The following is a 24,264-nucleotide window of genomic DNA, read 5'->3' as shown; positions in this document are numbered from 1 at the left end:
GAGACAAATATGGAGAAATCAACCGAGTTAGTCAAAATCACTTTGATTGCCTTTGAAGGGATCAGTGCTTTTCATCTCTCTGTACCCTGTATGGTGTTTCAAGATATCTTTTTCGATCAGCCGCCTCGGTTTGACTTGAAAATCTGTAGCGAAAAAAGCTCGCCATTGGAAACAAGCTCAGGATTTGGTGTGGTGATCGATAGAGATTTGAGCGCTATTAAAGAGGCGGATATTGTGATTGTTCCAAGCTGGCCAAATGACCTGCCAGAGCCAAGTGAGCGACTTATAGAGGCGCTAATAGAGCATCATGGGAAAGGTAAGCTACTAGTAGGACTCTGCCTCGGGTCTTATGTACTTGCATGTGCTGGCGTTCTCGATGGAAAACGTGCCACAAGCCATTGGGCGTTTTCCGAACAATTTCAGCAGCAATTTCCTAAGGTGAATTTTGATCCAAACCCTCTATTTATTGAACATGAGACTATCATTACCTCAGCAGGGGTAGCAGCTTCGCTAGATTGCTGTCTCCACATAGTGCGCCGCCTGTGTGGCAGTGTACTTGCGAATGATCTCGCACGTAAGATGGTGACAGCGCCATTTCGAACTGGTGGACAGCAACAGTACATACCTGCTCCGATTAGCGTAAAGCCACTCGCAGAAACAAGCATCAGCCTTGTGATTGAGCATGTCGAACAAAACGTCCATCTGCCTCACTCACTAGATGCAGTCGCTGAGCGCTGTGCGATGAGCAAAAGAACCTTCACACGCCAGTTTAAAGCTACCTATGGCTGTACATTTGGTGAATGGTTGCAAAATAAACGCTTGGTGCTCAGCCAACGCCTACTAGAAACCACTAAGTTATCTGTTCCTCAAGTTGCAGAGCAAGCGGGTTTTGGCTCTGACAGTGTATTCAGAAAGCACTTTAAATCGGCTTTTCATGTATCGCCGATTCAGTGGCGCACTACATTCAAGCAATAGTCTTAATTTCATTGAGGGCGATGGGGCTAGATCGTCGCATCTATTACTTTTTGTATCTGAAACCTTGCAAGTTCAATTCTAGGCGTTTTTGGGGCATCACAAGCCAGCCCTAACATCACTAGTTTGAAGCTACAAAATGATTTGCCGAAATCAATAGAATGAGTTTTGACTATCTCGCTATAAGGCCACTTAGCGATGGTCTATCCAACATATGAGCACAAAAAAAGCGAGCACTAAGCTCGCTTTTAACCATCTGTTTTTAAAGTAAATTACAGTAGTTCTACCGACTGTTGAGCAATCACGAATTCTTCATTGGTTGGGATAACCATTGCTAATGCGTTTAGCATTTCAGACTTACCGATGATGCCTTCAGCACCAAAGCGAGCAGATTCGTTACCTGCTACATCTTCAACGAAACCTAGAATCTTAAGGTTGTTTAGGATTTCACGACGAATTGGTAGGGAGTTCTCACCGATACCACCAGTGAAGATGATGCCGTCTAAAGAATCTAGCGTTGCAAGGTAAGAAGCAATGTATTTTGATACGCGGTAAGTAAACACCTCAAACGCAAGCTTAGCGCCTTCATGGCCCTCTTCCATTGCTTCTAAGATGCCACGAGCATCGCTCGTAAGACCAGACACGCCAAGGAAGCCAGACTCCTTGTTTAGAGAGTTAAATACTTGCTCTTGTGACCAGCCTTTCTTAAGTAGGTATTCGATGATGCCTGGGTCTAGGTCACCACAACGTGTGCCCATCATTAGGCCAGAAAGTGGTGTGAAGCCCATTGAAGTATCAACACTGTTACCGTCTTTGATTGCACATACAGATGCGCCATTACCTAGGTGAACAGAGATAAAGCTAGATTTTTCGATAGGCTTGTTAACCATCTTCGCAGCTTCACGGCTAACGAAGTAGTGGCTCGTACCGTGGAAACCGTAACGACGTACGCCGAAGTCTGTGTATAGCTCTTTTGCGATTGCACCAGTGAATGCACGTTGAGGCATTGTTTGGTGGAAAGCAGTATCAAATACAGCGAACTGAGGTAGAGAAGGGAAAGCTTCAATTGCAGCACGGATACCGATAGCACCTGCTGGGTTATGAAGTGGAGCTAGGTCAGATAGGCTTTCAATTTCGTTCGTTACTTCTTCAGTAATGCGAACCGTTTGAGTGAACTTCTCACCGCCGTGAACGATACGGTGACCGATAGCCACGATATCAGCCGTGAAGCCTAGGTCTTCCATCAGGCCAACCAATTTGCCAATGGCAATTTTGTGGTGGTTATCTTCACCTTGAATGGCAATTTCAGTTTTCTCGCCTTGGAATTTCCAGCTCATACGAGCATCTTCAAGACCAAAACACTCCCCTAGGCCACTTAATACTGCTTCACCAGAAACAGAATCGATTACAGCAAATTTTAGGGATGAACTACCCGAGTTAATAACCAGAACAAACGAATTAGACATTGGATATGGATCCTGTTTCAGTACGAATTGGATGAAGTGTTTACTTCAATTTTAGTTAAGTCCATTATTCAATAATTTTTGAATCTTTCAACTTTTGTTTTGAAAAAATCACTAAATGAACACAACTAAGTTGATCTTGGTCATTAAATTATTTATTTCGAGAGCGGAATTAAAAAATAGTTGAATAAGAAAATTAATGAACAGGTGACGCAAACGAGTGCTCACGTTATTTTTAACTTGATTCAGTTAATTAAAGCGACTCGAACAAATGCAGGTGATCCGCTTGAAAAACAACCACCCTTCCCTTTCGTCTGCTTATCATTACCGATAACTTTTTGCTCGATTTCTCAATTGCTCAGTGTTTGCATCAAAAAGCTCACTGAAGTTGAGAATAGTGATCTGATCTTATTTTGATTGCCTTCGAGCACAACTCTACGAATAGATGTACTGTAACGACGCTTAGATAGCCTTCACTCTTTGTTTCAACATCTTGTAGCACGTTCTTTTGGTATAGGCTTAGAACGCGATACAGCTAAGTTTTGGCACTAACATTCGTTCTAGGCGCGATGCTTAGTTTCATGGACGAAGCATAGTTACAGGAACGAAGCTTGATTAAAGTAAGTTAGCTACGAATATCGAGCCAACCAAAGCTTAAGTTCAAATAGCAGGCACAAAAAAGCCGAGCATTACGCTCGGCTTTTAAATTCAGTGTCTAGACCTAAAGCGTCTAAGCGACAGGTTGATTAACCTTCGTTGCGCTCTGGACGACGACCACGGTTACCACCGCCATTGCCGTTACCATGGCCACGTTCGCCACGGAAGTTACCACGGTGATCGCCACCACGGTTACGGTCGAAACGACGTTCGCCATCACGTCCGCCAGCAGAGTTACCATCGCGAGCACCATCACGGTTGCCACGGTATCCACCACGACCGCCTTCACGGTTACCACCTTCGCGGTTGCCGCCTTCACGGTTACCACGGTAGCCGCCACCATCACGACCGCCACGGTTGCCACCACGGTTGCCATCACGACCGCCGCCGCCACGACGAGGCTCACGGAAGTCATTGAAATCAACAACTACAGCGCCAGCTTCTTTTTGACGAATGCGAAGTTTGCTTAGCTTACCAGCAGTTTCAGAGTTCATTGCTTTTGGCAGCTGAACGTAAGTAGAACCTTGGTCTAGCTTGATAGCACCGATAGAACCTTTAGTTAGGCCAAGTTCGTTTGCTAGTGCGCCAACGATGTCTTTAACCTGAACGCCTTGCTCACGGCCAACTTGTAGTTGGTAAGTATCCCAATCTTGAGTATTGAAGTTGCGACCACCACCGTCACGGCCGTTGTCACGATCTTCACGACGCTCTTTGCGACGGTTCTTATCACGCTCAATAGCAGCGATCATTGGGTCTTCGCCAACGTAGAATAGTGGGCTCTTACCTTGCTGACGCTTAAGAAGCATTGCAGCTAGAGTAGCAGCATCAACTTCTAGAGACTCTTGAAGAGTAGAGATAAGACCTGCAAAGTTTTCTAGTGCTTTGCTTTCTTTCTCAGTTTCAAGTTCAGCGCCAAGCTTAGCAACACGTGCAGCAGCAACTTGGTCACGTAGAGGAAGTTGAATTTCTTCCATTTGAGACTTAGTTACGCGCTCGATTGTGCGAAGCATGCGAATTTGGTTAGTGCGAACTAGTAGGATCGCTTTACCTTTACGTCCAGCACGGCCAGTACGACCAATACGGTGGATGTAAGATTCAACATCGAATGGGATGTCGTAGTTGAATACGTGAGTGATACGTGGAACATCAAGACCACGAGCTACAACGTCAGTTGCAACTAGGATGTCGATAACACCTTGTTTGATGTGATCAACAGTACGCTCACGTAGAGACTGAGGAATATCACCGTGCAGTGCAGCAGCTTTGAAGCCACGTGCAGATAGCCAATCAGCTAGACGCTCAGTGTCTTGACGAGTACGTACGAATACGATTGACGCGTCAGTTTCTTCAGTTTCTAGAAGACGAGACATTGCTTCGTCTTTTTCTACGCCTTTAACAACCCAGAAGTTCTGCGCTACTTTATCAACTGTGTGGTTAGTACCAGCAACGTCAACTTTAGCCGGGTTACGTAGGTAACGGTCAACAATAGTCTTAACCATTGGAGGCATAGTTGCAGAGAAAAGTACACGTTGTGCAGATTCTGGAGCTTGCTCTAGGATCCAAGTAACGTCATCTACGAAGCCCATTTTCAGCATTTCATCTGCTTCATCAAGAACAAATGTGTGTGCTTCATCTAGGTGTAGACGGTCACGAGTTAGTAAGTCTTTAACACGACCTGGAGTACCAACAACAATGTGAGCACCGCGGCTTAGAGCACGCATTTGGTCAACAATTGAAGCACCACCGTAGATTTCAATAACTTTAAGACCTTTGATATCACGGCCAAGGTTTTTGATTTCCGCAGCAACTTGAATCGCTAGCTCACGAGTAGGAGCCATGATGATTGCTTGTGGTTTGTGTTGGTTCAGGTTGATTTTGTTAAGTAAAGGCAGAGAGAATGCTGCTGTTTTACCAGTACCAGTCTGTGCTTTACCTAGTGCGTCACGGCCTTCAAGAAGAAGAGGAATAGCTGCTGCTTGGATTGGAGTCGGAGAAACGAAACCCATGCTATCAAGAGCTGAAAGAATGTTATCGTTTAGGGCTAATTCATTAAATTGAATTACAGATTCGGACATTGGGATCCCACTATATATAAGTAAACAAAAGGTCCCGGGAGCTCTATCAATTCCAATACTGATCCAATCAGATACTGATTCCATTCAGAGTTACGAAGCAGTAATAAAACACTTCAAGCCATTAGGGACGTCTAAGGGAGGCGGATTATTCCCTAAATGCATAAAAAAATCCAGAAAAAATTGAAATACATCACATATTTTTCGCTTTTACATCAATACTGGTTATCATATCGTCAAAACTTGATGAATATCTCGTCACAGCACCCATCTCCTAGCAAATTGACCTAGTTAAATAAGAGGGCAATTAATTAACGCTCACTTCGCCTTTAAGTAGTAATCAAGCCTCGCAATGATTATAGTGTGCTCAATTGTCCTCGATAGATAAAAGTCAAAATGTTTCAAGATAATCCTCTACTCGCTCAGCTCAAGCAGCAAATCCAAGAAACCCTCCCTAAAAAGGAAGGTACCATCAAAGCCACTGAAAAAGGTTTTGGTTTTCTCGAAGTTGATAGCAAAACAAGCTTCTTTATCCCGCCTCCGTACATGAAGAAATGTGTGCACGGTGACAAGGTGATTGCCATCATTCGCACAGAGAAAGAGCGCGAAGTAGCAGAGCCTGAGGAATTGGTTGAACAAGGTCTTACTCGCTTTATTGCACGAGTTAAGCTTTTCAAAGGCCGATTGAACGTTGTTCCTGATCACCCGCAGCTCAAAAAACTGCAACTTAAAGCGAAAGCAATGAAGGGTCTAAACCCTGAAACGCTTAAAGAAGGTGACTGGGTTGTTGCTCATATCGTTCAACACCCATTAAAAGGTGACAACGGATTCTTGGCTCAGATCTCTGAGAAAATCACAGACGCTGACGACAAGATTGCACCTTGGTGGGTAACGCTGGCACAAAACGATCTACCAAACAGTGAGCCTGAAGGCATCGACAACTGGCTAATCAACGATGACGCCGATCTTGAACGTGTAGACATGACGCACGTCCCTTTTGTGACTATCGATGGCGAAAGCACAAAAGATATGGATGACGCGCTTTACGCGAAGAAGAAAGAGAACGGTGATTTTGAACTGACTATCGCAATTGCTGATCCAACGGCTTACATCTCTCCAGATGATGCGATGGATAAAGTGGCACGCGAGCGCGGTTTCACTATCTACCTTCCTGGTCGCAACATCCCAATGTTGCCTCGTGATCTTGCTGACAACCTATGTTCACTGATCGAGAACGAAGTTCGTCCTGCACTTTGCTGCACAGTAACGGTATCTAAAGATGGCGTTATCGGTGATGACATTAACTTCTTCGCTGCAAACATCAAATCTCATGCTCGTCTTGCTTACGACAACGTATCAGACTGGCTAGAAACAGGTGCATCAGAGAAATGGCAACCATCAGAAGAGATTGCTGCAATTGTTTCTGATCTTCACCAATTTGCTCAAGCACGTTCAGCATGGCGCTCAGCAAACGCTGTTGTGTTCCCAGATCGCCCTGACTACCGCTTTGAACTGAGCGAAGATAACGATGTTGTCGCTATCCACGCTGACATGCGTCGTAGCGCAAACAAGCTGGTTGAAGAATCAATGATCAGCGCGAACATCTGTGCGGGCCGAGTACTAAAAGAGAGCTTCAACCAAGGTGTGTTTAACTGCCATTCTGGTTTCAAGGCTGAGAAAATCTCCGACGTTCTTGAACTGGTAAACCCGCAAGCGGAAACGCCGTTCACTGAAGAGCAAATCATTTCTCTAGAAGGTTTTGCTACTCTACGTCGTTGGTTAGGTTCTTTAGATAACAGCTACTACGACAACCGTATTCGTAAATTCCAAGCGTATAGCGAGATCAGCAATGAGCCTGCACCGCACTACGCGATGGGATTAGATATTTACGCAACTTGGACTTCTCCAATTCGTAAATATGGCGACATGATTAACCACCGTATGCTTAAAGCACACATCTTAGGTAAAGCGCCAATTCAAACACCAGATGAAACTATCGGTGATGAACTTGCCCTGCACCGCCGTCACCACGGCATGGCTGAGCGTAATGTTGGCGATTGGTTGTATGCTCGCACTCTAGCCAATGCTCCAGCAGAAGAAACTCGTTTCCAAGCTGAGATTTTCGATATTAACCGTGCAGGTATGCGTGTACGTTTACTTGAAAATGGTGCTGCTGCATTTATCCCTGGATCTCTCATTCTTAATAATAAAGAAAGAATAGAGTGCAACGGTGATATGGGTACTGTATCTATCGATAAAGAAATGGTATACAAACTGGGAGACGTTTTAGAAGTAGTTCTCTCTGAAGTTAATCAGGAAAACCGTAACTTAGTAGCAAAACCTACTCAAGTATTTGCGGACTTGCCTAGCGAGCCTGAAACGACAAACGAAACCGAAGCTTAAAGGCTTTAACAGCTACAGCTTTCAAGGTTACGGCTTTCAAGGTCAAAGCTATCAAGGTCAAAAGCTTCAAAGGTTCACTTCTAAAGGCGCTAATTATTAGCGCCTTTTTTGTAAATGTCTCATGCTTAAACAATACTTAAAAAAAACAATCAATAAGCAATCAATTTACAACGTCAAAGAAGCTCACTATGTCATCAATCACAGTTACTCAGTTCAGAAACTTCATTCCCAGGAGACGAGAACGTTATCCTGCCTCTAAAAACGGTATCTTTATAGTGTCGAAAGGCAGCATTTCTTTTGTGTTGCCCAATGGTACTCAAGCCTCGTTGCAAGCGGGAGATTTCACCCTTTACAATTCTGGTCAGATTAAAGACATCACGGTTAACACTGAAAATGGCGAATTCAGCGCAACCTGCTTAGATTTTGATTTGGCTATCTTTCAAAAGTTCATTAATCAGTTCAGCGATTTAGAGTCCGCTCGAATCCCAGACAAGTACATTAAGTTCAATCAAACGGATACTGAGCTCTGTCAGTTGAAAGATCTCATCATGTCACTGGCCAACTCTTCTTCTCAGAATGACTACGCACTCACTCAATTAGGCTTAAGTTTGCTGTCTTTGATGGTGGAACAGTACCCAGCTCTATTGGCTATTATTGCTCGAGCTTCAAGGTTAACCGTGACCCAAAGAGTCATTCATTACATCGAGCAAAACATTGAAAACAATATCTCTTTGGATACGCTCGCCAGTTACATGGGAATGTCACCGGCTACGCTTAAACGTCGCTTATCGGCTGAAGATCTGTCGTTCTCAAACTTATTAAAGATAAAACGTATTGCTCATGCAGCCACTCAGCTAAGAACATCGGATAAGTCGATCACTCAAATCGCGTATGAGTCAGGCTTTAAAAGTGCCGCTCACTTCAGCACGGCCTTTAAAACGTATCACGGAAAAACACCAAAAGACTTCCGATCGCTAGTGGCACAAGCACAACTGCAGAGCGTAAAGCCGCAAGTTTAAAGAAACAAAGCGATAGATTGATGTGGACGTCTTAGTTGGGAACTGGTGTAAACCAAGTGGCTTCAATATTAAGCCACTTGGGTGTGGGATGAGATGATTTGGCTTTGGGATTCAGTGGTTGAGTTTTGATACTCATTGATTCAGCTTTGCGAGCAGGCCACCAGCAAACGTGAAAACAGAGTGACTATGACCAGAAGTACGATTTAGGGTCTTTTTCTATTTCAGCCAAAATAGCATCAAGATCCTTCGATTTAGGAAGGTACGGATACGGCCCCCAATTCACAGAGTCGGTTTCGACATCCCCTTCAAGCGGCACCATCACTAACCAACAAGACAGCGACTCATCAAAAGTCACGCAGACGATCTCGTTTATATAATCACTGTGAGATGAGTCGAGTAGATAATGCGCCTGAGAAAACAGCACACCACCCTCACACTCTTCATATAGGGATTTGCCTAGCTCGACAGGTAAACTTCGATTTCGAGATGTACAGAGCCTCTCGGCCCCAATTAAAAGACGATTCAGCTCGATATGAATGACGGACATAACACCCCTTGTAACTTCATAGAAACTTCTAAGTAGTGAATTCCTCTACTTAGCTTAGGACTCAACAAACATTTTAGCGAACAAGCGTAATCAAAATACCTGCCCTGCTCCCAGAAACGAATCTTGCTTTCGGAAACCCAGAAAGCTACGACTCATCAAGCGAACAGCTATACATCGAGAGTATGGAATTTCACAAAAGTGTCATATAACCGACCTATCATATGCGACAAATGTTATTAACTAGGAGTTGTTTATGTTACGAGTCGCGCTTGCCTCTCTTTTATCCTTAGCCCTGTCTTCTCATGCTGCTTTAGCACAAGAAACCACTATTTCGGGCTCCACCTCAGTATCACGAGTGATGGATGTATTAGCTGAGGAGTACAACAAGACTCACCCTGATAACTATATTGCGGTTCAGGGCATTGGTTCTACAGCAGGTATTACCATGGTTAATAAAGGTGTCTCTGACATCGGTATGAGCTCGCGTTATTTAACCGACCGCGAACAAGACGAGAAGTTGAAGGTATTTCCAATTGCCTTTGACGGCCTAGCTGTAGTAACTAACCGCTCAAACGCTGTAAGCAACGTTACACGTGAGCAGCTGTTCGATATCTACAAAGGCAAAATCACGAACTGGAAAGCTGTGGGTGGCGCAGATCAGCCTATCGCAGTTGTCACTCGCGAAGCGTCTTCTGGCTCACGCTATAGCTTCGAAAGCTTGCTTGGTTTAACGAAGATCATTAATGACCGTCTAGTGTCTGACATCAACCCAAATAACTTGGTTGTAAACAGCAACAGCATGGTTAAAACGATTGTTAACCATAACCCACACGCGATTGGTTTTATCTCTGTTGGTTCAATCGACCGTTCGATTAAAGCAATTACATTTGAAGGCGTAGAGCCAACATCTAAGAACATTGCTAACCACAGCTATGAATTGGCTCGCCCATTCTTGTTGCTGCACAAGACAGACTCAGTTTCTGACGAGAGCAAAGACTTCATCAAGTTCGTGAAGTCAAAGCAAGGGCAAGACCTTATCGAAGAGTACGGCTACACTCGCATTAAATAAGTGGGATAGTTTTATCTAATGTAAACAAAAAGAGAGAGCACTATGCTCTCTCTTTTTTGAATCTTTATAAATCGCTGCTTTACAAACCACTTAGAAGTGAAGTTGAATCACTGAAACGATCACAGCGCCAGGACGACGAATACCTTCGATTTCGACGCGAATTTCGCGTTCAATCTCTAGGCCTTTCTTAATTGGCGTTACTTTTGTTAGCGTACTTTTAGCACGAACATTACTGCCCGATTTAACAGGGTATGGGAAACGTACTTGGTTAAGACCAATGTTTACGACCATCTTCGCTGTTGGGAATTGAGACTTGTCAGGGTCAACACTGTCAGTCAATCGAGGAAGCAGAGATAAAGTTAAAAAACCATGTGCGATGGTTGTTTTGAACGGAGAGTCTGTTTCCGCTTTTTCAGGCTCAGTGTGAATCCACTGCATATCTTCAGTAACAAGGCCGAACTGGTTAATACGGTCTTGACTTACATTGATCCAGTCGCCAGTATGGATGACTTCACCGATCTGTTGATTAAGCTCATCAAACACAAGTTGTGCTTCTGGCTTAAGTACGATCGGCTGTTCCACCGGCATCTCTGGTGCATCTTCATTGACAGCAGGTTTGTGGTGATCACGAACCCACGCAAAGAAATGGCTATTTTGCGTACGATTAAGAAAGTCGCCCCAGTAATCTCTAAGAGCTGGAGACATCCATTGCATAAACTCTGAGTGTTGCGAAGACATGCTATCGCCTCGGTGTTTAAATAAATCAATGACTTTCATAAGAACCTCAATGCACAAAAAATTTCAATATAACTTCGTAATTTTGAAACACTTCACACTATTGTGCAAATGTTTTCGAGCATACAACCGTTAGCTGAACCTTGTTAAAATCATATTAAACATATACTTACCAATAAAACATCATTTTATTACAAAACCCAAATTAGAGTGTTAGCTCTATCACATGACAAACATTTGTTTATATAAAAGGCGTTTTTATTCATAAGTGGAATAAAAAAGGCTTAGCGCAATGCTAAACCTTAGTTTTTACAAGGAATTAGTTTTCCGAGGGTTGGTCTTGTAAGAGACGAATCTTACAAGACACTCAATCCCCCTATTCGTCATCAAGCGGAACCAGCTTGGTATTACCACCGTGTGCTTTCTCACGCTTACGTTGCACGAATGCGTAGAAGCCAGGGATTAGGAACGTACCCGCCAGTAATACACATAACAGGCCGCCGATCAGTGAAATACCCAGAGAGTTCTGACTCACGTGACCTGCGCCCGCAGCGAAGATAAGCGGGAAGATACCTAAGATGAACGACCAAGACGTCATGTTCACAGCACGGAAACGCAGTGTACCGCCCTTCACCGCTGCATCTTCAATCGGTGCGTCTTTCTCTTCACGCTCTACCTTTGCGAATTCCACAATCAAGATTGCGTTCTTCGCGGCCAAGGCTATCAAGAGAACCAAACCTATTTGTGCATAAAGGTTCAGCGGAGTGCCCGTTAGATTCAATGCCAAGAAGGAGCCTAAGGTTGCGACAGGTACCACGAGGATAATCGCAATCGGAATTGTCCAACTCTCGTATTGAGCCACCATAAACAGGTAGATGAAGATCAGAGCCAGTGCGAAAGCAAAGATCGCTTGGTTACCTGCTAGTACTTCTTGGTAAGCCATGCCTGTCCATTCGTACTGATACCCCTGAGGCAATACTTCTGCAGCTACGCGTTCCATTGCCGCAATCGCATCACCACTTGAGTAACCTTCTGCAGGTTGACCTTGAATCACGGCACTGCGGTACATGTTGTAACGCCATGCTACATCTGGTTCGAAGATCTGGTCGTAAGTCACTAATGTGCTTAACGGGATCATCTCGCCATTAGACGAACGAACGTGGAATCGTTGTAGGTCGTCCATGCTGCTACGGTGTTCACTGTCAGCTTGCATGGTTACGCGGAAGTTCTTACCAAACATGGTGAAGTCGTTCACGTACAACGAACCAAGGTTACCTTGTAGTGTTTGGAAAATTTCCGACAACGGAATACCTAATTGCTGCGCTTTCTCACGGTCAATATCGACATAGTAGTGAGGTACGTTCGCACGGAAAGTACTGAATGTGTGTGAAATCTCAGGCTGTTTGCTCGCCTCAGCTATCACGTCATTCATCACCATCGCTAGATCAGTTCGGCTACGACCTAATGTATCTTCAAGAACGAATTCAAAACCAGACGCTGCACCCATACCCGGTACTGCTGGAGGCCCCATCGCAAACACGACAGCTTGAGGAAGTTCAGTCGCAGCACGACCATTAATACGCTGTGAGATAGCCTGAGCAGAGTGTTGACCATCCAGTGCATTACGCATGTCCCAATCGTGAAGCTTGATGAACATTGACGCACCATTCGACGCAGAAGCGCCCGTCATAAATGCGTAGCCGTTAACCAGTGTTACGCCATCAACACCCGGCTCTTGTTCAACCATTTCAAGCAGCTGCTTAGTCACTTCTTCGGTTCGAGACAAGGATGCCGCGTCAGGAAGCTGAACGTTAACCAGCAAAATGCCTTTATCTTCTTGAGGTACAAACGCCGTAGACGTTGTCTTCGCAAAATAAGTCACAGCCGCCAAAGCCACAAAGAAGAAAGTGAACAGCAGAACGCCTTTCTTAACTAAGAAGCCAGCCACTTGACCGTATTTGTTAGTAACAGACTCTAGACCACGGTTAAATGCTTGGTACCAACGCGCCGTGTTACCACCACCCTGCTTAAGAACCAGTGAACACAATGCAGGTGATAGCGTTAATGCGTTAATTGAAGAGATAACAACCGCGATACAGATAGTCAGAGCGAACTGACGGTACATGATGCCAGTAATACCAGGAAGCATTGCAACAGGGATGAATACCGCAAGTAGAACCAAGGTCGACGTAATGATCGGCCCCGTTACTTCTTTCATCGCAATAAGCGTGGCTTTACGCGGTGAAATGGTTGGGTCTTTAGCCATTGTGGTATCAACGTTCTCGATAACCAAGATCGCATCATCTACTACGATACCAATCGCTAGTATCAAACCAAACAGGGTTACCGTGTTGATGGTGAAACCCGTCATCTGCATGATGGCAAACGTACCAATCAAAGATACCGGAATCGCAACTACAGGAATCAAGGTTGCACGCGCACTACCCAAGAACAGGTACGTTACCGCAATAACCAGCAAGATGGCTTCGATTAAGGTCTTTACTACCCCTTTGATCGACTCAGCAACAAACAGTGTAGTGTCGTAACTTGCTTCATACGCCACGCCTTCTGGGAAGTTCTTGCTTAAGTTTTCCAGCATCGCCATCACAGCTTTGCCACTTTCCAGCGCGTTAGCGTCTGATTGAAGTGACAGCGTTACGATCGACGCATCTTGACCACGGTATTTACCATTACCGTCGTAGAACTTTTTACCAAGCTCAACACGTGCAATGTCTTTTAAGTAAACCGTTGAACCGTCTTGAGTTGCACGAAGAACAACATTTTCAAACTCATCAGCTGTTTCTAATCGGCCTTTTGTTACCAAGTTGAACTGCACTTCTTGTGCGTTGTTATAAGGTGCAGCACCAATACGGCCTGCAGCAACTTGAACGTTCTGCTCTGCCAACGCGCGGTTCACGTCTGAAGTGGTGATATTGAGGTTAGCCATTTTCTCAGGATCTAACCAAACACGCATCGCGTATTCACCACCACCCAACACGTTAACTTCACTGATGCCCTTCACACGAGCCAGTTGGTCTTTAATGTTTAGGTTAACGTAGTTGATCAAGAATTGATCGTCGTACTCACCGTTTGGCGAATAGAAGTTCAATACCATCAAAAGGTCTGGTGAACGCTTTTTAACGGTGACACCCACCATTCGAACTTCTTGCGGAAGCTTCGATTCGATTTGAGCAACTCGGTTCTGAACGTTGACCTGAGCCATATCTGGGTCAGTACCAACATCAAAGGTCACATTAAGGTTGTATGAACCATCGTTAGCGCTTTTAGAAGACATGTAGATCATATCTTCAACGCCGTTAACCGACGTTTCTATGGGGTCGGCTATCGCCTGTTCTACTACTTCAGCACTTGCACCTGTGTAGAATGCGGTAACACTTACAGAAGGCGGGCTGATTTTTGGATATTCCGCCACTGGCAAGATAGCGAGAGAAATCGCACCCGCCAGCGTTAAGATTATGGATATTACAAGGGCAAACTTAGGCCTTTGAATAAAGAAACGACTCAACATAACTACGCCCCTTACTCAGCTTGTTCAGCAGAAGCTTGAATGCGAACAGACATACCATTACGTACACGCTGTAAGCCTTGAGTGATCACTGTGTCATTCTTCTCCAGACCGGAATGAACAATCACACCACCTTCAACCTGACGACCCATTTCGATGTTTCTACGCTCAGCCACAGGAGCAGCTTCGCCTTCAACTAACACCATAACAAAGTCGCCTTCAAGGTCGGTTTGAACCGCGCGGCGAGGAATGGTTACGACATCAATAGATTGCTTCTCACGCAGATCAACACGAACGTGCTGACCAGGAAGCAATTGCTGGTCTGGGTTATCGGCAATAGCGCGCATCGCGATCGTACCAGTGTTTAGGTTGATACGGTTGCCCAAGAAATCGAGCTGACCTAGATGTTCGAATGCTTCGCCATTTTCAAGCATGATTTGCACTTCAACACGATCAGAATCGCTGCTGCCGTCACCTTCAATTCGGTCCATACCTAACTCAATACGCTCACGCTCACTGATGCTGAACGATGCATGGATTGGGTCTAGGCTAACCAAAGTTGTCAGAACACCTGAAGACGGTGAAACTAGGTCACCTTTACTTACTTTAGTGTCACTGATTCTTCCAGAGAAAGGCGCGATAATTTTGGTGTGAGAAAGCTGGACATTCGCGGCGTTTAACTGAGCTTGGCTTGCTTCTAACTGTGCTTGAGAACCTAATAGGTTTGCCGTTAATGCATCAAATTCAGATTGAGAAATACTGCCCTTAGGAAGTAGGTTCTTACCACGATTGAAATCAAGTTCGGCTTTTTTAAGGTTGGCATTCGCTTGAGCAACAGCCGCTTTCGCGCTTGCTACTTCTGCTTCAAATGATGAAGGCTCAATTGAGTAAAGCAATTGCCCCTTCTCGACCATTTGGCCTTCTTTGAAATGGCGGCTTTGCAGGTAGCCAGAAACTTGTGCAGTAATTGCCGTGTCTTCAACGGCTTCAATACGACCGATGTACGACTTACTTTGTTGGTGAGAAACGACGCTAACATCCTGTACAGCTACGAGAGGTAAAGGCGCTTGCTTGGCATTCTGAGCATCTTGCCCACATCCAGCAAGAATAAGAGAGCTTGCAAGAGCCGTAAGGATTAACTTTTTACGCATGGTTATACCGTCACTTATGAGAAATTGAACAGCATAAAAGTTACGTAACACAATTGCTTCAAATGTCCGAGGAATATCAATTATAACTGGCCAAAGTGTATCAATATGTTAATTGAAACCAAGTGCTTATAAAGTGATTACAAACACGCTACAATTCCTAAGTAAATCAATCTCTCAGCTTTTGTTCTCTATGGATATTGTCTAACATAATGTATTGTCAGACAGATAAGCATTCACATTTAATTGTTAAGGAATTCTCATGATTTCAAAATGGGCTAAACGTTTCTATCAAATGGCGGAATTGGTCGGTTCTTGGAGTAAAGATCCTTCAACTCAAGTCGGCGCCGTAATCACTAAGCACAACCGCATTGTTTCTGTTGGTTTTAATGGCTACCCACATGGCGTGTCTGATAGTGCGGATACTGATGACAGAGAGATGAAGTACCTCAAGACACTTCACGCTGAAGAAAATGCGATCTTATTCGCCAAGCGTGATTTGGACAGCTGTGAAATCTGGGTGACTCACTTCCCTTGCCCAAACTGCGCAGCGAAAATCATCCAAACCGGTATTTCTGCGGTTCACTGCCCAGAGCAAAGTGAAGACTTTCTTTCTCGCTGGGGAGACAAAATCAAAGTGAGCCAAGATATGTTTGAACAAGCAGGCGTAAAAGTCGATTGGTTGCCACTGGCTGACCTAGATTAAACGAACAGATAGTTAGAACAAAAAAGCCGAGAGTCGATATTATCGCTCTCGGCTTTCTTTTGTTTGGGGCTCAGCGGACTGCAGGATTAAGCACTGACAGGAAATGCTTCAGCGTATGCTTCCATGAAATCTTTACGAATCTCTTGCTCTAGATGAACCGCCTTCTCGGTTGGACAGAAAATCATAAAATGGACTTCTTGCTCACCTGTCGAACTGCTTGTGATATGGATGTGAGGCTCAGAACCCGGAAGGTCAACACCAGCGTGCTTTTCGATCACACCGTTGTAACGGCGAGCAACATCGATAAACTCTTCGCAATGCTCTTCAATTTTCACAATAAGACCCGACAGCATAGGGTATAGGTTTACAAAGTCTTTCACCGTCACAAAAAAGTTATGATAAACATAACGCTTCATGAAGTTGAGGTTCTTAACCGGATAAGTGAAGAACATGCTATTAGGCAGCGTGGCTGTCTTGCCAGTGAAGTGATATTGCCCATGATACAAATCGATTTCTTGAATCACGGTCGCCATCAGATTGTGCTCAATCACTTCACCGCTGATTTTACCCACTTCGATCCAGTCGCCGATTCTAAATGAACGAGAACTCGCACGCTGAATAGAACCGGTGAAACACAAAATGATCTCTTTTGAAGCCACTACTATCGCAACAGCAATGGCCGTGACAGATAGCGCAAACTCGCTGATTTCGGATTTCCACAGCACAAATAACGTCACAACAATAATCGCGAATGTGCCGTTTTTGGTTCGTGACATCCAGTTACGTTGGTCTTCACTAAGGAAAGCAACATCACCTCTTATTTGAGATAAGGTGATTCGGCGAATGATTAAAATAATAGTGATAATCAACGCACTAAAAATAAACTTATGAGCGAGTAGAAAATCAATTACTTGCCACACTTTTTCCATTACTTATTCCTTAGCATTACAACGACGAGCTTTACAACGATTAGCGGAGACTTCGCTATGAAAAAGCGCTCAAAAATAGAGCGCTTTTTTACGTGCCTAAATCAGCTATTGGTAAGGCTATCATTTTATCTTGGCAGAAGTAATAAATTGGCCAAAAGTTTCACACCAAATCACAACCGTATTAAATCGATTAAGATCAGTACCTTCGGGAAGCTCAACCATAAAGCGGTCGAATGTTTTCACATCTCCGACTCTCAATAACTCGTTCTTGCTGTCATTGAAAGCGTGCTCGGTTTCAATGAACTTAGGCGAGAGATAAACCTTGTAATCAGGTCCCGGCGCCAATTCACCTTCAAAAGCGATCGCACTTTCGGATACTGAGACGATGCCTTCTCCCCAGTGCAAGAAGTCACTGTCTTGTCGATCTTTAGTGAACTCGCCCGTGTAGATAGCCTGCTCACTGATCGCTTCAACAGAACTTGAGGAAGGAGAATCAGGCTCAATCAAGATAGGCAATGCGTAAACACCTAGCCCAAAACCAACAGCACCCACGGCTAAGTGGGTGCAAAGTAAAACTAACTTTTTCATCGCGTACTCCCTTATGCTTAAAGAGAGTATTATTGAATACTCTCAAAAATACAAAGAGATATAACGCTCTGATGTTCTATTTTTGGTAATGCGTTGCTGTACGTTGTGACAGTTCAACAATCACTTTTACCGCTTGCTCCATGCCTTGAATGGTAATGAACTCATGAATACCGTGGAAGTTGTAACCGCCAGTAAAGATATTCGGGCATGGTAGCCCCATGAAAGATAAGCGAGCACCGTCTGTACCACCTCGGATTGGTTTAACCATTGGCTCGACATTGCACTCAATCATCGCCTGCTTGGCCAATTCAATAATATGTTGATGCGGTTCAACCATCTCTTTCATGTTGAAGTAGCTATCGGTTAGCACCAGCTCAACACGGCCTTTCTCAAGGCGCTCATTCAGCTCATCGACTTTCTGCTGCATGAATGCTTTACGCGCTTCTACACCCTCACGTTCAAAATCACGGATGATGTATCCCAGTTCAGAGCGAGCCACACCCATTTCCGCCGATTTCAGGTGGTAGAAGCCTTCATAACCTTCTGTGCACTCTGGTGTTTCTTGCGCAGGCATCATCAATTGGAATTGCGCTGCAATGTTCATCGAGTTCACCATTTTATCTTTTGCGGTGCCCGGGTGAACGTTCACGCCATGACAGATAACATCGGCGCTCGTGGCATTGAAGTTCTCAAATTCCAACTCCCCTACTGGGCCACCATCGATGGTGTACGCCCACTCGGCGCCAAATTTTTCAACGTCAAACAGGTTCGCACCGCGACCAATCTCTTCATCCGGCGTGAAACCAATGCAGATGTCGCCGTGTTTGATGTCTGGATTCGCTTTCAGGTAAGCAATTGCACTGATGATTTCAGCGATGCCCGCTTTGTTGTCGGCACCAAGCAGAGTTGTGCCGTCAGTCGTAATCAGGTCGTGACCATGTAAAGAATCAAGATCTGGATACTGGCTTGGGTTCAAACTCTCGCCACTTTCCCCTAATTCAATCGTTCCACCTCGGTAATCTTTAATCACTTGTGGTTTCACGTTGGCGCCTGATGCGTCAGGAGCGGTATCCATGTGCGCCACAAAGCCAATCGCAGGCACATCGTAATCGACATTCGACGGCAGTTTCGCCATCAAGTATCCATTGTCATCTAAAGACACATCAACTAAGTCTAATGCCACCAATTCTAACTTTAAGGCTTCAGCAAAGGTAATTTGACCCGGTGAACTTGGGCATTGCTGATTAGAAGGATCGGATTTGGTATCAAAAGTAACGTAATTCAGAAAACGTTCTACAAGCTTTTCCATAATTCATCTCACCATGGATTAAGTAATTGATTTACTGACTTAATTATTATGTCGATAAGTGATACATCGTTAAATAAATACGAGCACAGAGTCAGTAGCGAGGGTTTTCATCTTACGCCCCTGACCATGTATGTAATTGCTCTAAATCATTATTGTGCGAAATTAGATGCGCTTCCTATACTTGAAAACAGAGGGTTTCGTCAGTTCAACATTGCATACGGATGATAAGAGATCGCTTTGTACGCATTCTACGCCCTCCGCTCTCAGCCTAACAAAAGTACAAAGTGGATGATGATCACAATTTATCCTTGATGCAGAATCTGTCATACGTTACACGGAGACACAGTTATGACGATTAATAAATATTTCATTTTCTCTCCTCAAGCCTCTGAGGAAACGCTTCGACCAGTATTAACTGAGAAAGAAGTTCAAAGGCAGGAAGCTCTAAGACAGGCGCAGATCCAGGGTGGATTAGACACAAACGCGACCTCGTAACTCAATGAATACCTAGCACTATTAAGACCCCTATAAAAAAGCTCTACGCTCTATCCGGTAGAGCTTTTTTTTATTTTTGATCTGTTCTCCTCTCCCCCACTCCCAAACAAGCTGAACATTAAACCTTCGCTCATTGCTTGTTGTTCTTCACTTCTCGATCACCAATTGGCTCATAGTTTCTCGCGAATGTATTTTCACGCATTGCACACACTAGCTTGCAGCGCTGAGAAATGACTCACTAAACTCCCCGATGCCATACCTTGTCGTGTCATTTTGTGCTAATAATTCATATTCGTTTTCATTCCTCACTCGCCCTCTTTTCAAAACTATAATGCGAGTACCAGAGAACCTAACCACAGGAACCCCGAATTCAATGGAATATTCAAAGCTAGGAAGTAGTCAAATTCCCGTTTCCCGTATCTGTCTTGGCAGCATGACTTGGGGGCTACAAAATACGCAGCAGCAAGCCGACCAACAGATCGAATACGCATTAAGCCAAGGTATTAACTTTATCGATACTGCAGAGATGTACGCGGTTCCACCTTCTCCAGATACCTACGGAAAAACAGAAGCGATCATTGGTAACTGGTTATCGCGTAACCCACAGCGTCGACAAGAGTTGATCATTGCGAGCAAAATTGCCGGGCCAGGGCTTCCTTGGGTTCGAGATGGCGGCCCGATAACGGGTGAAGCGGTGATCGCAGCCGTTGACGCATCATTAAAACGCCTACAAACAGACTATATCGACCTTTACCAACTTCATTGGCCAAATCGTACAACGCCTCACTTTGGTAAGCATTTCCCGAATCACATTCGATTCAGTGATATTGACCGAAAGCAGCATGAAGCTGGGATGTTGGAAATCCTACAAGCACTGGCAAGCTGCATTAAGGCGGGGAAAATTCGCCATGTCGGGCTTTCAGATGATTCTACTTGGGGCATTAACACATACCTCAAGCTGAGCGAGAAACACGATTTGCCACGTATGGTTTCGATTCAGAATGAATTTAGCTTGCTGCACGCAAAAGACTGGCCATATCTGATTGAGAACTGTGTGCATGAAGATGTCGCTTACCTGCCATGGTCACCTTTAGCTGCAGGCATGTTGAGTGGAAAGTACATCGATGGCGCAAGACCGGAAGGCAGCCGTTGGACTTACATGCAACGTAAAGGCATTTTCCGTGACACTGAATCTGCCAACGAAGCGGTTAAAGGCTATGTTGAAGTGGCGAATGCTCACGGGTTCACTCCAAGCCAACTGGCATTGGCTTGGTGTAATCAAGTTGATGGGGTGACGTCCACTATCATTGGTGCAACGACCATGGAGCAGCTAAAAGAGAACGTAGCCGCTTTCAGTAAACCGTTCTCAGAAGAGATCCTGACTGATATCAACACAGTCTTTAAGCGCTACCCTGCTCCGTATTAGGCTGTCAGTTCAGCTTAACTTAGGTGAGTAAATCCCATAAGAGCGCGCTATTTAGTGCGCTTTTGCTTTTTATGTAGATCGCATTGAGTCATCACGCTTTTGGTTCGCTAACCTTTGCTCTATAATGCGCGGGCTTATATCTAGGATAAAAACATGATTTCAAAAAACCAATTAAAACTCCTTCGTGCTTTGGGCCAAAAGAAACAACGTAAAGCCCACGGCCTGTTTCTAGTTCAAGGTGAAAAGAACGTTCTTGAGCTGTTCAATAGTGACTTAGTGGTGAAGAATGTCTTTGCTACCGCTGATTTCTTATCTGAAAATCATGCTTCACTGATTGAGTTTGATTGTGTTGAAGCCTCGCTGGATGATCTAACCAAAGCGAGCACTTTGGTCAGTAACAACGCAGCGATTGCGGTTGTTGAGATCCCAACGTTTGAACTACCAGAAGCAACAGGACTGATGATTGCGCTTGATGGCGTTTCAGACCCTGGCAACCTAGGTACGATTATTCGCGTAGCAGACTGGTACGGCATCAAGCATATCGTTGCGAGCAGCGATTGCGCAGACCCATACAACCCTAAAACGATCAGCGCGACTATGGGCAGCTTTGGCCGCGTACACGTAAGCCAAACAGACTTACCAGCTTACTTAGAGCAAGCGAACCTACCGGTTTACGGTGCTTTCTTAGAAGGCGAAAGTGTTCATAAGACTGAGTTTACTGCTAACGGCATTTTATTGATGGGCAGTGAGTCTCACGGCATCCGTGAACACGCGGCTAAATACGTGACTGATAAGATTACGATTCCAGCATTCGGTGGCGCAGAGTCTTTGAACGTTGCAATGGCGACAGGCATTATTCTCGACAACATGCGTCGTCAGCACTGCTAGACCTCTAAGCTAACTAGCCAATCGACAGTGTTCAGATATTAAAAAAGGCGTATTGATTAAATCAGTACGCCTTTTTATTTGAGTTCTTTTCAACAATTACTTTTCTAGCATTGCCAACTTATCAGGCACACCATTCCACTTTTCCGCATCATCCATCGCTGGTTTTACTTCTGTTTGCACAGGCCAAATCTCAGCAAGTTCTGCGTTCACTTCAATGAAAATCTTTTGATCTTCAGGCAGTTCATCTTCTTGGAAGATCGCTTGAGCATCACATTCAGGTACACATAAACCACAATCGATACATTCGATCGGGTTAATTACCATGAAGTTTGGGCCTTCATGGAACGCATCTGCGGGACACACTGCCACACAGTCTGTGTATTTACATTGAATACAATTATCGCCTACGACAAATGCCATGATGCTCTGCTCTATAAGTTAGTCAAAATTGAAGAATGGGGATAATACTCATCCCAAAGCAAAATTCAACATCATACGGCTCTAATATCGTGTCTATTTGCTCCATGTTTCCAAATTAGTATGACAGATAAATCAATTTCTCGTAAAATGCGCGCCATTGTGAGCTTATCGCTTCTTTGAACATCAGCGTTTCCATCAAACTCTGTATTAAGAAACGATCTAGCTAAGACACCTATAAAAACGAGACATCGAAATGATACGTTTAACCGAAATTAAACTCCCACTAGACCATGAAGAGTCTGCTATTCAAGACGCTATTGAAGCGAAACTTGGTATTAACTCTGATCAGGTACTCTCTTTTAATATCTTTAAACGTGGCTACGATGCTCGTAAGAAATCAAAGATCTTACTTATCTACACGCTTGACGTTCTCGTTGAAAACGAAGCTGAGTTGTTAGAACAATTCATTAGCGACCCGCACGTAAAAGTGACTCCTGATATGGAGTACAAGTTTGTTGCTAAAGCGGTTGAGAACCAAACTGAGCGCCCTGTGGTTATCGGTTTTGGCCCATGTGGTCTATTCGCTGGCCTAGTGCTTGCTCAAATGGGTTTCAACCCAATCATCGTTGAGCGTGGTAAAGAAGTTCGTGAGCGTACGAAAGATACCTTTGGTTTCTGGCGTAAGCGTACGCTGAACACAGAATCAAACGTACAGTTTGGTGAAGGCGGCGCAGGTACTTTCTCTGACGGTAAGCTGTACAGCCAAGTTAAAGATCCAAAGCACTACGGCCGTAAAGTAATTGAAGAGTTCGTTGCTGCGGGTGCACCAGAAGAAATTCTATACGTAAGTAAGCCGCACATCGGTACCTTTAAACTGGTTACCATGATCGAGAAAATGCGTGCTTCTATCATTGAACTCGGTGGCGAAATCCGTTTCAGCACTCGCGTAGACGACGTTCACATGGAAGATGGCCAAATCACTGGTCTAACACTTTCTAACGGCGAAGAGATCAAATCTCGCCACGTAGTACTGGCTGTTGGTCACAGTGCTCGTGACACGTTTGAAATGCTGTACGATCGTGGCGTTTACATGGAAGCGAAGCCTTTCTCTGTTGGTTTCCGTATCGAACACAAGCAATCGATGATCGATGAAGCTCGTTTCGGTAAGAACGCAGGCAACCCAATCCTAGGTGCTGCGGACTACAAACTCGTTCACCACTGTAAGAATGGCCGCACTGTATACAGCTTCTGTATGTGCCCAGGTGGTACTGTGGTTGCTGCAACGTCTGAAGAAGGCCGCGTAGTAACGAACGGCATGAGCCAATACTCTCGTGCAGAACGTAACGCAAACAGCGCAATCGTTGTAGGTATCGACCCAGAGCGTGATTACCCAGGTGACGCACTGGCTGGTATCCGTTTACAGCGTGAACTAGAAAGCGGCGCTTATGTTCTTGGTGGTGAAAACTACGATGCACCAGCTCAGAAAATCGGTGACTTCTTGAAAGGTCGCGATCCAAGTGCAATCGGTGAAGTACAACCGTCATTCACGCCGGGTATCCACCTGACTGATATTTCAAAAGCGCTGCCTGATTTTGCTATCGAAGCGATTCGTGAAGCAATCCCAGCGTTCGAGAAGAAGGTCAAAGGTTTCTCTACGCCAGACGGCCTACTAACAGGTGTTGAGACTCGTACGTCTTCTCCTGTATGTATCAAGCGTGGTAAAGACTACCAAAGCATCAACCTTAAGGGCTTCTTCCCTGCAGGTGAAGGCGCAGGCTACGCAGGCGGCATCCTGTCTGCTGGTATCGATGGTATTAAGGTTGCGGAAGCACTTGCACTGTCAATGGTAGAACAGAACCAAGCAGAGAAGATTGAGATCGCTTAACAACGCG

The 24,264-nt window shown here is 44.7% G+C and carries 19 protein-coding genes; 9 read left to right on the top strand and 10 right to left on the bottom strand.

The window, feature by feature from the left end:
- Positions 1-9: 9 nt before the first annotated feature.
- Complete coding sequence (locus AB4503_RS15080; RefSeq protein ID WP_372115307.1) at positions 10-975, top strand: GlxA family transcriptional regulator; 966 nt, start codon at positions 10-12, stop codon at positions 973-975.
- A 269-nt stretch (positions 976-1,244) separates the two neighbouring features.
- Here the strand turns inward: AB4503_RS15080 and AB4503_RS15075 are convergent, their stop codons facing one another.
- Together AB4503_RS15075 and AB4503_RS15070 are read right to left on the bottom strand one after the other, a co-directional pair.
- Complete coding sequence (locus tag AB4503_RS15075; RefSeq protein ID WP_104216294.1) at positions 1,245-2,438, bottom strand: acetate/propionate family kinase; 1,194 nt, start codon at positions 2,436-2,438, stop codon at positions 1,245-1,247.
- Positions 2,439-3,181: 743 nt separating this feature from the next.
- The gene (locus AB4503_RS15070; RefSeq protein WP_080582207.1) at positions 3,182-5,251 is read right to left on the bottom strand and encodes a DEAD/DEAH box helicase; all 2,070 of its coding nucleotides are present in this window, start codon (positions 5,249-5,251) and stop codon (positions 3,182-3,184) included.
- A 309-nt stretch (positions 5,252-5,560) separates the two neighbouring features.
- Between AB4503_RS15070 and rnb the strand changes: the two genes are divergently transcribed.
- Both rnb and AB4503_RS15060 read left to right on the top strand, forming a co-directional pair.
- Positions 5,561-7,567 carry an exoribonuclease II gene (gene rnb, locus AB4503_RS15065; protein WP_017059497.1) on the top strand — a complete coding sequence of 669 codons (2,007 nt, stop codon included), beginning with the start codon at positions 5,561-5,563 and terminating at the stop codon, positions 7,565-7,567.
- A gap of 188 nt (positions 7,568-7,755) precedes the next feature.
- Positions 7,756-8,586: an AraC family transcriptional regulator gene (locus AB4503_RS15060; RefSeq protein ID WP_017064362.1), complete on the top strand. Its 831-nt coding sequence runs from the start codon at positions 7,756-7,758 to the stop codon at positions 8,584-8,586.
- A gap of 184 nt (positions 8,587-8,770) precedes the next feature.
- On the opposite strand, the gene AB4503_RS15055 is transcribed toward AB4503_RS15060, so the two are convergent.
- Positions 8,771-9,133, bottom strand: a complete 363-nt coding sequence (locus AB4503_RS15055; RefSeq protein WP_372115305.1) for a DUF3024 domain-containing protein — start codon at positions 9,131-9,133, stop codon at positions 8,771-8,773.
- A gap of 253 nt (positions 9,134-9,386) precedes the next feature.
- Here AB4503_RS15055 and AB4503_RS15050 point away from each other — a divergent pair, with 253 nt between their 5' ends.
- The gene (locus AB4503_RS15050) at positions 9,387-10,202 is read left to right on the top strand and encodes a phosphate ABC transporter substrate-binding protein (protein WP_017064361.1); all 816 of its coding nucleotides are present in this window, start codon (positions 9,387-9,389) and stop codon (positions 10,200-10,202) included.
- A gap of 90 nt (positions 10,203-10,292) precedes the next feature.
- Here the strand turns inward: AB4503_RS15050 and AB4503_RS15045 are convergent, their stop codons facing one another.
- From AB4503_RS15045 to AB4503_RS15035, 3 genes are all read right to left on the bottom strand, one after another.
- Positions 10,293-10,979, bottom strand: a complete 687-nt coding sequence (locus AB4503_RS15045) for a MaoC family dehydratase (protein WP_017059493.1) — start codon at positions 10,977-10,979, stop codon at positions 10,293-10,295.
- A 334-nt stretch (positions 10,980-11,313) separates the two neighbouring features.
- Positions 11,314-14,466, bottom strand: coding sequence for an efflux RND transporter permease subunit (locus AB4503_RS15040; RefSeq protein ID WP_372106317.1), 3,153 nt, complete (start codon positions 14,464-14,466; stop codon positions 11,314-11,316).
- A gap of 11 nt (positions 14,467-14,477) precedes the next feature.
- On the bottom strand, positions 14,478-15,614 hold the full coding sequence (locus AB4503_RS15035; protein WP_372055959.1) for an efflux RND transporter periplasmic adaptor subunit: 1,137 nt from the start codon (positions 15,612-15,614) through the stop codon (positions 14,478-14,480).
- Between the two features lie 259 nt (positions 15,615-15,873).
- Here AB4503_RS15035 and AB4503_RS15030 point away from each other — a divergent pair, with 259 nt between their 5' ends.
- On the top strand, positions 15,874-16,317 hold the full coding sequence (locus tag AB4503_RS15030; RefSeq protein ID WP_017059490.1) for a dCMP deaminase family protein: 444 nt from the start codon (positions 15,874-15,876) through the stop codon (positions 16,315-16,317).
- A gap of 86 nt (positions 16,318-16,403) precedes the next feature.
- Here AB4503_RS15030 and AB4503_RS15025 read toward each other — a convergent pair whose 3' ends face one another.
- The 3 genes from AB4503_RS15025 to pepT all read right to left on the bottom strand — a co-directional run bounded on the left by AB4503_RS15025 (position 16,404) and on the right by pepT (position 19,143).
- Positions 16,404-17,246, bottom strand: a complete 843-nt coding sequence (locus AB4503_RS15025; protein WP_017064358.1) for a mechanosensitive ion channel family protein — start codon at positions 17,244-17,246, stop codon at positions 16,404-16,406.
- A gap of 120 nt (positions 17,247-17,366) precedes the next feature.
- On the bottom strand, positions 17,367-17,834 hold the full coding sequence (locus tag AB4503_RS15020) for a DM13 domain-containing protein (RefSeq protein WP_017064357.1): 468 nt from the start codon (positions 17,832-17,834) through the stop codon (positions 17,367-17,369).
- Between the two features lie 76 nt (positions 17,835-17,910).
- The gene (pepT, locus tag AB4503_RS15015) at positions 17,911-19,143 is read right to left on the bottom strand and encodes a peptidase T (protein ID WP_017059487.1); all 1,233 of its coding nucleotides are present in this window, start codon (positions 19,141-19,143) and stop codon (positions 17,911-17,913) included.
- A gap of 348 nt (positions 19,144-19,491) precedes the next feature.
- On the opposite strand from pepT, the gene AB4503_RS15010 reads away from it, so the two are divergent.
- The 3 genes from AB4503_RS15010 to AB4503_RS15000 all read left to right on the top strand — a co-directional run bounded on the left by AB4503_RS15010 (position 19,492) and on the right by AB4503_RS15000 (position 21,952).
- Positions 19,492-19,638, top strand: coding sequence for a hypothetical protein (locus AB4503_RS15010; protein ID WP_017059486.1), 147 nt, complete (start codon positions 19,492-19,494; stop codon positions 19,636-19,638).
- A 373-nt stretch (positions 19,639-20,011) separates the two neighbouring features.
- Positions 20,012-21,064 carry an aldo/keto reductase gene (locus AB4503_RS15005; protein WP_372115302.1) on the top strand — a complete coding sequence of 351 codons (1,053 nt, stop codon included), beginning with the start codon at positions 20,012-20,014 and terminating at the stop codon, positions 21,062-21,064.
- A 153-nt stretch (positions 21,065-21,217) separates the two neighbouring features.
- Positions 21,218-21,952 carry an RNA methyltransferase gene (locus AB4503_RS15000; protein ID WP_102320729.1) on the top strand — a complete coding sequence of 245 codons (735 nt, stop codon included), beginning with the start codon at positions 21,218-21,220 and terminating at the stop codon, positions 21,950-21,952.
- A gap of 96 nt (positions 21,953-22,048) precedes the next feature.
- On the opposite strand, the gene fdxA is transcribed toward AB4503_RS15000, so the two are convergent.
- Positions 22,049-22,372: a ferredoxin FdxA gene (gene fdxA / locus AB4503_RS14995; RefSeq protein ID WP_004737806.1), complete on the bottom strand. Its 324-nt coding sequence runs from the start codon at positions 22,370-22,372 to the stop codon at positions 22,049-22,051.
- 253 nt (positions 22,373-22,625) lie between these two features.
- Here fdxA and AB4503_RS14990 point away from each other — a divergent pair, with 253 nt between their 5' ends.
- The gene (locus AB4503_RS14990; RefSeq protein WP_372115299.1) at positions 22,626-24,257 is read left to right on the top strand and encodes an NAD(P)/FAD-dependent oxidoreductase; all 1,632 of its coding nucleotides are present in this window, start codon (positions 22,626-22,628) and stop codon (positions 24,255-24,257) included.
- Positions 24,258-24,264 lie beyond the last annotated feature (7 nt).

Source organism: Vibrio sp. 10N.222.55.B11 (assembly GCF_041473705.1).
Taxonomy (GTDB): domain Bacteria; phylum Pseudomonadota; class Gammaproteobacteria; order Enterobacterales; family Vibrionaceae; genus Vibrio; species Vibrio crassostreae_C.
Note: the sequence above shows the minus strand (reverse complement) of the source record. Positions and strands in the feature narration are given on the sequence as shown.